An 11,170-nucleotide genomic window follows, 5' to 3' on the forward strand; every position below is an offset into this window, starting at 1 on the left:
AAGCATGGCAACATGTGGAGCTGACTGTTACTAATAGGTCGAGGGCTTAATCTGGTTAATAACGGAGAAAAACAAATCGGATTTGTATGAAGTTTTGAAGGTACAAACCTTTATATGGCCTAGTGGCTCAGTTGGTTAGAGCGCCGCCCTGTCACGGCGGAGGTCACGGGTTCGAGTCCCGTCTGGGTCGTTTATAGTGAGTCTTTATTCATGATTGTATGACGATTAAATCATATGAATTTCATTTAACACTCGCTACAAGTATCGCGTGGGATCTTAGCTCAGCTGGGAGAGCATCTGCCTTACAAGCAGAGGGTCACAGGTTCGAGCCCTGTAGGTCCCATTTAACTAATTGTTTTATTAGTTATGCCGATGTGGCTCAATTGGCAGAGCAGCTGATTTGTAATCAGCAGGTTATCGGTTCGAGTCCGATCATCGGCTTTATACAATTTAATATTGAATTGTATTATGGGCAGATTCCCGAGTGGCCAAAGGGGACAGACTGTAAATCTGCTGCAACTTGCTTCGATGGTTCGAATCCATCTCTGCCCATTACTCTTTATAGAGTAACTAAATACTATCGCGGGATGGAGCAGTCTGGAAGCTCGCCGGGCTCATAACCCGGAGGTCATAGGTTCAAATCCTATTCCCGCAACTCGATGCGTAAGCATTGTGCCCAGTTAGCTCAGTTGGTAGAGCAACGGACTGAAAATCCGTGTGTCTCTGGTTCGATTCCGGAACTGGGCATTTTAATTTATTATGGGATATTAGCTCAGGTGGTAGAGCACTTGACTTTTAATCAAGTTGTCCGGGGTTCGAATCCCCGATGTCTCATTAGAAAAAGAAAACCATCACTGGTAAGAGTGGTGGTTTTCTTCTTCTATTGATATATGGTGAATTGAACTCCGGACAACGTGTTTGAAAAATGGTATCCCGCAAGGCTGGCAAGAGGCTCAAAAAAGCAGTAATTCGTAAGATTTCTTTAATATTTTATGTATTCTATTTACTTTAGGCTGATAGGATAGTACTCTTTAGAAAACGTACTCATAGGAGTGCTTATCAATAAATAAAGAGGTATATCATAATGAAGAAAAAACTGATAACAATTGTAATAGGAGCTATGCTTTGCGCAGGCTTGTTTGCAGGCTGTGGGCAGAGTACTACAAAGCAGGATAAGGCAGCAGGCACCGAAAATGCAAAGCAGGCTGAGACCAAAGACGAAGGTGAAAAGGGCTCACAGGAAGAGAAGGAGCTTACAGGAACAATCGATGACATAAAGGACTTCATGTTTGTAGTGACTGATGACAAGGATACACCATACAGCTTTACCTTCGATGAAAAGCCTGACGGACTTGAGAGTGTCGCAAGCGGAGATAAGGTGACTGTAAAGTATACCGGAACTATTTCAGAGGTGGATCCGTTTGAGGGAAAGATAATATCTGTTGAGAAGGCAGAATAAGGTACCATAATCATGGATTGTATTTTGACGGTTAATCCGCTATACTATAGCTAAGTATAGCGGATTATTTTTGTGGAGGCTTTTATGGCAAATACTTTGAAGTTACCGGTTGGAATTGATGATTTTAGGAAATTGAGGGAATCGGAATTTTATTATGTTGATAAAACAAGACTTATTGAGCAGCTTTTATTAAACTGGAGTGAGGTGACGCTTTTTACACGTCCGCGCCGCTTTGGAAAAACTCTTAATATGAGCATGCTTAAGAGCTTTTTTGACATTGGCACAGATGAAGCTTTATTTGATGGCTTATATATTTCAGGTAATAAAGAACTGTGCGATGAGTACATGGGAAAGTATCCGGTTATTTTTCTTTCGCTTAAGGGTGTGGAGGGATTAACGTATGAAGAAGCCTTTGAAGCATTTGTCAGGATTATGGGAAAAGAGGTAAACAGAGTTTCATTTCTGGCTGACAGTGATAAGCTTACACAGATTGAGCGGGAACAATATAAAGGGCTTACAATTATGAAAAATGGCAGGCTTGCTTTTGACAAGGAAAAGCTCATATCTTCATTACAGCTTCTTTCGCAGCTATTGTATAAGCACTATGGAAAAAAGACAGTTATTCTCATAGATGAGTATGATGTACCGCTCGATAAAGCCTTTCAGAATGGTTATTATAATGAAATGGTTTCGCTTATCAGAGGTCTTTTCGGGCAGGCACTAAAGACTAATGAATTTTTACAGTTCGCGGTGCTGACAGGATGCCTTCGCATATCAAAGGAAAGCATATTTACGGGACTCAACAATTTCAAGGTAATGTCGATTACAGATTTGCGTTTTGATGAGCAGTTCGGTTTTACTGATGAAGAGGTGAGAAAGCTGCTGTCTGATTATGGAATGGATTCGCATTTTGACGAGGTAAAGGAGTGGTATGACGGATATCACTTCGGCAGGGCAGATGTCTACTGTCCGTGGGATGTGATTAATCATGCGGATCATCTGCGTGATGACGGTGATGCAAAGCCTCAGACATATTGGATAAACAGTAGTGGGAACAGTTTGGTGAGGCGTCTTATCAATAGGGCTGATTCATCGACAAAGGATGAGATTGAGCGTCTGATTGCAGGTGAGGCGATTGAAAAGGTGATCCGCCAGGATCTGACATATGATGAGATTGAGAACAGCATTGACAATATATGGAGTGTGCTTTTTACTACAGGCTACCTTACCAAAGTAGGGGAAGTAAAGCTTGCGGATAGCGAAAGCTACGCTTATAAGCTTATCATACCCAACAAAGAAGTACGTGAGGTATTTGTGCTGCAGATTCAGGAATGGTTTAAGGCAGTTGTTGCAAATGACAATGATACGATGAAGCTTTTATCAAAGGCAATTTTAGATAAAGACGAGACGATTCTTGCGAGGCAGCTCAATATTGTGATGGGACGTATGATAAGTATACTCGATACAAAGGCACCTGATGACATGAAGGAAAACTTTTATCATGGTCTGCTTTTGGGTCTGCTTCGTGGCAGCAATCCGGAATGGCTTATTAGGTCCAATCGTGAGTCAGGTGATGGCTTTAGTGATATACTTATAAAGCCTGAGAATCCTGATTTAGGAATTGTTATCGAGGTAAAATATGCTAAGGAGTTTAAGAAACTTGACGCAGCTTGCGATGCTGCGATGGCTCAGATAAAGGAGAAGAGGTATGATGAGACTCTCCGCGATGAGGGCAGGTGTGATATTTTAGCTTACGGCATTGCATTTTGCAGGAAGAGATGCAGGGTAGCAGGAGAGAGGCTGTAGGAGCTAAATGATTAGGATGTGAATGTTTATAAAAGAAAGGATGATTATTAATGAATGAATCAAATAAAGTATCAGGAGCTGTTTACATAGTTCCTGTTATATATGTGCTTGGCATGTACATGATGCTGGTTTTATTTTGGATAATATGCAATATGCAGGAATCAACAGACAGCTTTGATGCAGGCTGGATAATTGTGTTGCCGATTGTTTTGGGACTGATTAATCTGGCCGTGGTGCTTATCCTTGGGAAAAGAATAAGCAGAGTACAGCTGCTAATTTGTACAAGTATTATCAAATATGCATTAATACCATTTTATGTAATAGGCGGGTTTTGCATTATAGTGGCACTTCTCTTAATGCTAACACCGGTTGTTGTCATGATATTTATAGGTCCTACTGTTGCAATTGTGCTATCAGCTATTGGCTGGCTGGGATTGTTAGGTGCAGCGCCTTTTTCAATTGCCTATATTGTAAGGGCATGCTGTGAGGGAGTACAAGGAAAGGTGCTGTCTGTATTTGCAGGCATATTCCAGTTCTTTTTTACGCTTGATGTAATTTTTGTGATTATACTGGCGGTGAAGGATAGGAGCTTTGTGAAGGCGCAAAAGGCTTATGGAGTGATTCAATAATTGAAGTGTTATAAAGCAATAAAAAAGAGCTCTTTCAAGCAAAGTCATTAAGTTAAGAATTTTGACATAATTATAAAACACATTTCCGTTTTCGCTACCTCATTATCATTCAATAGCGAAAGCGGCCGCACATTTCGAATCATATGTCAAGTATTTATTACAAAATAAAAAGACCCTAGCATCATTTCTGATGCTAAGATCTTGATTGGTCATCTTAACTTAATGACATTGCTCCAAGAGAGGTTTTTTTAATGCAAGAAATCGGAGGGTTCGAGCTCCGGACAACGTAATTTGATATGGATTTTGTAGCAACACTCTATCCGACTAAAAAGATAGTTCATCTTCAATACAAAAAATAGTAAAACTGCACAAAAAATAATTGAAAATTTGTGCATGTTTGTTAACACTTTCAGAGGTCAAGGTGATACTATAATAACCGTAAAAACCCCCCAATACATTATATATTTTTTACTATCCCCATAGTAAAATACCTTCTCCTAAAAGACAGCAGAACGATGGCTGTCTTTTTTTTACTATATTTTAAGAAAAAGACAGCCAAATATTTATTATCTATTATTCTTTTGCAAAGTCGAAATTCTACAGTTGAAATGCTAAAATTACATTATAAAAAACATCATTAGATTTACACCGTCAGATTTATATTGCTTCCTGCCCGCAGAGATGTGTAGTAATCATCATATGACGAGCTGCTCATCTGGCGTGAGACACGATACAGACTGCTTGTGAAGTCATTGTCATTTCCGAACAGAGAATTAAGAGTGTCTGCATCGGCTTTTTTGACGAGCTCCTCATTAGCTTTCAGAGTACCGTCCTTGTTTATTGTGATGCCAATGTTCTCAAGCTCGTCGGTGTATTTGCCTGCGAGCTTTTTGAGCTGCTTGGCATAACGCTTCATTGAGGTTGAACTGCTGTTTGAGGCAGAATCAATGGAATTGTTGTATGTGTCAACAAGAGCCATGACTGTTCCGCGGATGTTATCCGTATTTTCGTCGTCCGAATACTTGTAGTTCTTTAATTTTTTAGCTGCGCGGTGCAGGGCGGTTGAATCATCGTAAGCGAGCTCTGTAACACTATATTCTTTGCGTTTGGATGATTTCATGGCATCGCGGTTGTTTGAATAAAAATTTCTCATAAAATATGTTGCTGAAAGATTTGTTGCTGAACTTACTCGTGTACTCATGTTAATCCTCTTTATATTTTAAAATTTAAAGTTTAAAATAATTGCGTTATAACTACGATTTTAGGTTTTATTTTGAACGTATAATCGCACTTAAATAATTGTTATAAATATTTTATCGGATATTTGCACGAAAAAGTTTACTTATGCGATCAAAAGAAGTAAAATATAAAGGAATGCGTAGAATAAGAAAAACGCGATTATGCAATCGAAATGCTACCAAGCAAAGAGTAACAGAACATAATGTAAAAAGCATAATGTACTAAAACAAAATGTAACAAACATAAAGTTACAAAAAATGCAACAAACATAATGTAACCAAAGGAGGATATGGGGCATGAGTAAAAAAGCTTTCGGTACAACATCAAAAGGAGTGGAGGCATCGCTTTACGAAATCAGCAATGGCAGTGGAGTGAGAGTACTTTTGACAGACTATGGCGCTGCAGTTGTATCTATTTTTGTAAAGGACAGGGATGGCAATGAGAGAGATGTTATTCTCGGCTATGATGATGTGAAGTCATACGAGAAGGAGGATTGCTATTTTGGTGCTACTGTCGGTAGATATGCAAACAGAATTTCTGATGCAAAGATTAATATTGATGGAGTGGAATACAAGCTTGAGGCTAATGACAATGAGAACAGTCTTCACAGTGGATCAAATGGTTTTTCTAGGCGCTTCTGGACTGTTAAGGAGCAGAAGGCAGATGAGATTACCTTTGAGATAGAGGATGCAGATTTGGAGCAGGGCTTCCCGGGAAATGCAGTCGTTGATGTGACATTTAAGGTGACAGGGGAAAATGCTCTCGCTATTATATACAATGCAAAGGCAGATAAGACAACTACCTTCAATATGACAAACCACAGCTATTTCAATCTGAACGGTCATGCATCAGGAAGCGTATACACTCACACATTGCAGATAAATGCTGAGCATTACACACCTGTAAAGGATTCCAAGGCTATTCCTACAGGTGAGATTGCACCGGTTGAGGGTACTCCATTTGATTTTACAGAGGCTAAGCCAATCGGAAGAGATATTGAGGCAAATAATACACAGCTTCACTATGGAAGCGGATATGACCACAATTTTGCAATAGACAAGACCGCTCCGGGAGTAGAAAAGGTCGCAACAGCATACTCTCCTGAGAGTGGCATACAGATGGATGTATACACCGACTGTGTCGGAATCCAGCTTTATACTGCCAACTTTATCGTGGGACAGGAAGGCAAGGGCGGAGTCAAATACAATAACCGCGATGCATTCTGCCTCGAGACACAGTTTTATCCAAACTCAATAAATGAGACCAACTTCAGTACACCTGTTACAAAGGCTGGCGATACATACCACACAGAGACAGATTACAAATTTTCTGTGAGATAAAATGCTGCTTTGCATGCAAGTATGATGCATCGGTTTTCCGATTCTCAGTGGTTTTGAATAGTTACGATTTAAAATAGTTAATCATACTAAATGCCAACATAAGAGAGATACAGAATAGGTTAAAGCCCACCATATTGATGAAATTTATCATTAATATGGTGGGCTTTCTTAAGCTTTGTTTAATCAAATACTGATACAGTGGCTTTATTTCCCGAAATGTGGTATAAATATATTTATATTTATGTGTACAATTATGTGTACATTTATATGTATATATATGAACTGCCACAAGGTTCCATTAAACCTCGGTAACGATAGAAAGTAGATTGATAAAACAGACTATCCGGATATATTTTGTGGCTGACTTCATATATTTCTGAGGAATATACCATATGTCCGGCGCACCCTCACAGCCTGCAGGTGCGAAGTCCCATCATATAAAAAAGTAATATATAGCACAGAGGAAACAAACCATGAAAATAGTATTTTTAGATTCCAAAACAATTGGTGACGACATCGACCTTTCCGAATATGACAAGCTCGGAGAGGTTGTCAAATATGATTTTTCGACAACAGAGGAAGCAGCGGAGCGCACAAGGGATGCTGATGTGATTGTTTTAAATAAGGTCGAGGTAAATGAGAAATCTATAGGACAGGCAAAAAATTTAAAGCTCGTATGTGTGACTGCAACAGGCACAAACAATCTGGATAAAGAATATCTGGCAAAAAGAGGCATTGAATGGAGAAATGTTGCAGGGTATTCTACAGAGACCGTGGCGCAGCATACGTTTGCACTGCTATTTTACCTGCTTGAGAAGCTGAGATATTATGATGATTATGTGAAGAGCGAGAAATATGTGGGTGATACGTCGTTTACGCATTTTTCCAATGTGTTTCACCAGATTAGCGGTATGACCTGGGGCATCATGGGGCTTGGAAATATCGGAAGACGCGTGGCTGATATCGCAAAGGCATTTGGCTGCCATGTGGTTTATTATTCTACATCAGGAAGAAATTCGCAGCCGGGCTACGAGAGGGTGGATTTTGATACTCTGCTTGCCACGTCTGATATCGTGTCGGTGCATGCACCGCTCACGGATGATACACTTGGTCTGATGGACAAGGCTGCTTTTGAAAAGATGAAAAGATCTGCGATATTTTTAAATCTTGGCAGAGGTCCTATAGTGAATGAAGCGGATCTGGCACAGGCGCTTATGGATGGAGAGCTGGCGGCGGCAGGTCTTGATGTGCTGGCGCAGGAGCCTATGAGTGAGGACAATCCGCTCCGTGCGATAAAGGATTCAAACAAGCTGATTATCACACCGCATATTGCGTGGGCAAGCGTTGAGGCAAGAACAAATCTGATGCACATTATATACAGTCAAATTGAGGACTTCTTTGCTAATTAGGAAATATAATTTAAAATCAAATCGCAACATTAAGAGGCAGCCTTAAGATAAAGCATTAAGAGAAAGTCTTAAGAGGAAGCATTAAGAGGCACATTAAGAGGAAGCATTAAGAAGCAACATTAAGAAGCAATATTAAGAGGCAGAAATGAGCATCAAATTTGAGATAACAAAACAAAACAACATACATTTTGGAATTGCAGCAGTGGCGGCCGCGCTGGTAGGTTACTTTACATCGGCAAGTTGGTGGGTGATTCTTTTGTTTGCGGCAGTATATTTTGGACTTGTAAATGTGAAGCTGGAGCTTCCGGTGAAGCTGTCGTGGCTTTGGGCCGCGATACTGCTTACCATCGGAGCAATACTATCTGTTTTTTCGGTGCAGTATGTGCTGCTGACAGATGAGGACTTTGTGAAAACCACCGATATGGTATGCGTGGTGAATGTGGTTCTGGCGCTCGCCATATATCTGGTGATACTTTTTATCACAAACAACACGAGGCTGACATGTACCATAGCATCAATTGCCATTCTCGCGTTTGGATTTATAGATTACTTTGTCTATGAATTCCGTGGTAATGAGTTTACGTATGCGGATTTGAAGTCAGTGGGAACAGGACTTTCTGTCGTGACAAAATACAAATTTGTCATAGACTACAAGTTTTTGTATGTGATTCTGGCGGCTGTTTTGTATATAGTGCTGGTAAGGCGCATAGAAGTGCAGTTCGAGTCGGCTATCCATATGAGAATTATTTCGATTCTTCTCACAATAATATGCGTGCTGTATGTCATCATGAATTCCATGTCACTGAACACCGAGACCTGGGAGAAAAAGGGCACGTACAGAAACGGCTATCTGCTGAACTTTGTGCTCGGCATAAGGGACAGCTTTGTGAAGGCACCTGATGGTTACAGCAAGGCAGCAGTTGACAAGATAGCAGGCAATTTCAAGGAAACGGACGGCGCATATTCGCAGTCTGATGCGAAAAATCCGACAATCATTGTTATCATGAATGAGTCGTTTGCGGATTTGTCGGTGGTGGGAGATTTTGAGACCAACACGCAGGTCACGCCGTTTATGGATTCGCTGAGTGAAAATACGCTTAAAGGCTATGCTCTTTCGTCCGTGTACGGTGCGAAGACGCCAAACTCTGAGTGGGAATTTGAGACAGGAAACTCGATGGCATTTCTGCCGGATGGCTCGGTGGTTTATCAGCAGTATATAAATGATGACCCGACATCCATAGTCTCAAACCTGAAGAATATCGGCTATACGACGGTTGCGATGCATCCGTACTATGCGACAGGCTGGAGCAGGAACAAGGTTTATCCGCATCTGGGCTATGATGAGACTTACTTTATAGATGATTTTGACCAGACAAAGATACTCAGGGAATATATCACTGACCAGGAGCTCTATGATAAGATCATTGACCGATACGAGAAAAAGAGCGATGACGAGAAGCTTTACATCATGGGAGTCACTATGCAAAACCACGGTGGCTACGGTGAGAGATATGACAACTTCAACCAGGAGGTTTACAAGGTTGGAGCGTCATACACCGATGCGAACCAGTATCTGTCACTTTTGAATGAGAGTGACAAGGCGCTCGAAAATCTCATCACATACTTTAAGGGTGTGGATGATCCGGTAGAGATTGTGTTTTTCGGTGACCATCAGCCGGGATTATGCAATGATTTTATCAAGCTCTTAAATGGCAAGGGAAATTCCGGACTTACGGAGCAGGAGCTTGAGAATCTGTACAAGGTGCCGTTTTTCATATGGACCAATTACGAGACGGATGCACAGGAAGTTGATGTGACGAGCCTCAACTATCTGTCCACACTGACGCTTGAGAGAGCCAACATAGATTTGCCGGCATACAACCGGTTCCTCGCAGAGCTGATGGAGAAGATTCCGGCGATAAATTCAAGGGGCTATTATTCGAAAAAGAATGAGTGTTTTATGCATGTGGATGAGGCAACAGGAGACGAGGCAAAATGGATAAAGGCATACAATATCCTGCAGTACAATTCGATGTTTGACGAGAAGGACAGAAGTTCACTGCTGTTTCCGTACATGAAATAATGTGATGATTTGAAGCAACCATAAATACACATATGAGAAAATGAATTAATATAACTATTCAGGGAGCTAATAATGAAGCTAAGTGATTTATTACAATTTGATAACATAATTGTGCAATGTCATGATAATCCGGACGCAGATGCACTGGCAAGCGGCTTTGGAGTCTATGAATACCTGAGGATGAATGGAAAAAGTCCCAGGCTTGTATACGGAGGCAGGAATATCATACACAAGAGCAATCTGGTGCTTATGGTAGACAGTCTTGGCATATCGATAGAGCATGTGGATTTTTTAGACAATCCACAGATGCTTGTGACTGTCGATTGTCAGTACGGTGGTGGGAACGTCACATTTTTCAAGGCAGAAAATGTGGCTGTCATAGATCACCACAGAGTATCGGGAGAGCTTCCTGCTATGAACCGCGTCATGAGCTATATGGGCTCATGTGCGACAATCGTGTGGGATATGCTGCGTGAGGAGGGTGTAGAGATAAAGAGAAAGCTGGCAACAGCGCTGTATTATGGACTTTACACCGATACCGGAGAATTTACCGAGATAACACATTCGCTTGATAGGGATCTGCGTGATGAGGCGGATTTTGACAGCACTATAGTGGCCAAATTCCGAAATGCCAACATGTCACTTGAGGAGCTGGACATAGCCGCAACAGCATTGCTGGGGCGCGATTATATAGAGGAATATCGTCTGGCGGTCGTAAAGGCAGGTGCATGTGACCCGAATGTACTCGGCATCATAAGCGATATTGTGCTGGAGGTGGATGCTATTGACATATGTATGGTATTTTCAGTGATTAAGAATGGAGTGAAGCTTTCGTTTAGAAGCTGTATAAAAGAGGTGAGCGCAAGCGAAATGGCGCAGGAAGTGTGCAGGGACATAGGATCCGGTGGAGGACATTATTACAAGGCCGGTGGATTTATTCCGATGGAGCTGCTGATAGACATCTATAATGTCTACTGCAGAGAAAAAGACGTGACACCAAGATTTCAGTACAGTAGCGATGGTACACACAAACGTCCTTCGGATTCTGCAATCAAATCATTATTGGAAGAGAGGATTTTTGATTATTTAAACGATATTACTTTGGCTATTAAATAACACAACTTATAGTATGAATTTGTGATTGTTTCTGATATAATGGACGTATGGAAAAAATAAATCTTACATCAGTAAATTCAGAAACTCGA

8 protein-coding genes and 7 tRNA genes are annotated in these 11,170 nt (G+C 41.0%); 14 read left to right on the plus strand and 1 reads right to left on the minus strand.

Translation table 11 applies throughout. The features are described from left to right. Nucleotides 1-116 precede the first annotated feature (116 nt). The 10 genes from ACTQ1L_RS14815 (at nt 117) to ACTQ1L_RS14860 (ending at nt 3,894) form a co-directional block, all read left to right on the plus strand. A tRNA-Asp gene (locus tag ACTQ1L_RS14815) sits at nt 117-190 on the plus strand. A gap of 80 nt (nt 191-270) precedes the next feature. Beyond that, nucleotides 271-343 (plus strand) — tRNA-Val (locus tag ACTQ1L_RS14820). 25 nt (nt 344-368) lie between these two features. Further along, nucleotides 369-441, plus strand: a tRNA-Thr gene (locus tag ACTQ1L_RS14825). Between the two features lie 29 nt (nt 442-470). Continuing rightward, nucleotides 471-552 (plus strand) — tRNA-Tyr (locus ACTQ1L_RS14830). A 29-nt stretch (nt 553-581) separates the two neighbouring features. After that, nucleotides 582-655 (plus strand) — tRNA-Met (locus ACTQ1L_RS14835). A gap of 19 nt (nt 656-674) precedes the next feature. Continuing rightward, nucleotides 675-747, plus strand: a tRNA-Phe gene (locus tag ACTQ1L_RS14840). Nucleotides 748-761: 14 nt separating this feature from the next. After that, nucleotides 762-834, plus strand: a tRNA-Lys gene (locus ACTQ1L_RS14845). A 250-nt stretch (nt 835-1,084) separates the two neighbouring features. Next, a complete protein-coding gene (locus tag ACTQ1L_RS14850; protein WP_321112148.1) occupies nt 1,085-1,459 on the plus strand; it encodes a hypothetical protein in 375 nt (124 codons plus the stop codon). An 84-nt stretch (nt 1,460-1,543) separates the two neighbouring features. Further along, on the plus strand, nt 1,544-3,265 hold the full coding sequence (locus tag ACTQ1L_RS14855; protein ID WP_441367994.1) for an AAA family ATPase: 1,722 nt from the start codon (nt 1,544-1,546) through the stop codon (nt 3,263-3,265). Nucleotides 3,266-3,315: 50 nt separating this feature from the next. Continuing rightward, nucleotides 3,316-3,894, plus strand: a complete 579-nt coding sequence (locus tag ACTQ1L_RS14860; protein WP_441367996.1) for a hypothetical protein — start codon at nt 3,316-3,318, stop codon at nt 3,892-3,894. A 643-nt stretch (nt 3,895-4,537) separates the two neighbouring features. On the opposite strand, the gene ACTQ1L_RS14865 is transcribed toward ACTQ1L_RS14860, so the two are convergent. Beyond that, nucleotides 4,538-5,095 carry a hypothetical protein gene (locus ACTQ1L_RS14865; protein WP_441367998.1) on the minus strand — a complete coding sequence of 186 codons (558 nt, stop codon included), beginning with the start codon at nt 5,093-5,095 and terminating at the stop codon, nt 4,538-4,540. A gap of 334 nt (nt 5,096-5,429) precedes the next feature. Between ACTQ1L_RS14865 and ACTQ1L_RS14870 the strand changes: the two genes are divergently transcribed. The 4 genes from ACTQ1L_RS14870 to ACTQ1L_RS14885 all read left to right on the plus strand — a co-directional run bounded on the left by ACTQ1L_RS14870 (nt 5,430) and on the right by ACTQ1L_RS14885 (nt 11,081). Next, on the plus strand, nt 5,430-6,473 hold the full coding sequence (locus ACTQ1L_RS14870; RefSeq protein ID WP_441368000.1) for an aldose epimerase family protein: 1,044 nt from the start codon (nt 5,430-5,432) through the stop codon (nt 6,471-6,473). A gap of 473 nt (nt 6,474-6,946) precedes the next feature. After that, nucleotides 6,947-7,882: a D-2-hydroxyacid dehydrogenase gene (locus ACTQ1L_RS14875; protein ID WP_441368002.1), complete on the plus strand. Its 936-nt coding sequence runs from the start codon at nt 6,947-6,949 to the stop codon at nt 7,880-7,882. A 145-nt stretch (nt 7,883-8,027) separates the two neighbouring features. Beyond that, nucleotides 8,028-9,965: an LTA synthase family protein gene (locus ACTQ1L_RS14880; protein WP_441368003.1), complete on the plus strand. Its 1,938-nt coding sequence runs from the start codon at nt 8,028-8,030 to the stop codon at nt 9,963-9,965. Nucleotides 9,966-10,037: 72 nt separating this feature from the next. Continuing rightward, complete coding sequence (locus ACTQ1L_RS14885; RefSeq protein WP_441368004.1) at nt 10,038-11,081, plus strand: DHH family phosphoesterase; 1,044 nt, start codon at nt 10,038-10,040, stop codon at nt 11,079-11,081. Nucleotides 11,082-11,170 lie beyond the last annotated feature (89 nt).

The organism is Agathobacter sp. LCP21S3_B2 (genome assembly GCF_052118705.1).
Classification (GTDB): domain Bacteria; phylum Bacillota; class Clostridia; order Lachnospirales; family Lachnospiraceae; genus Roseburia.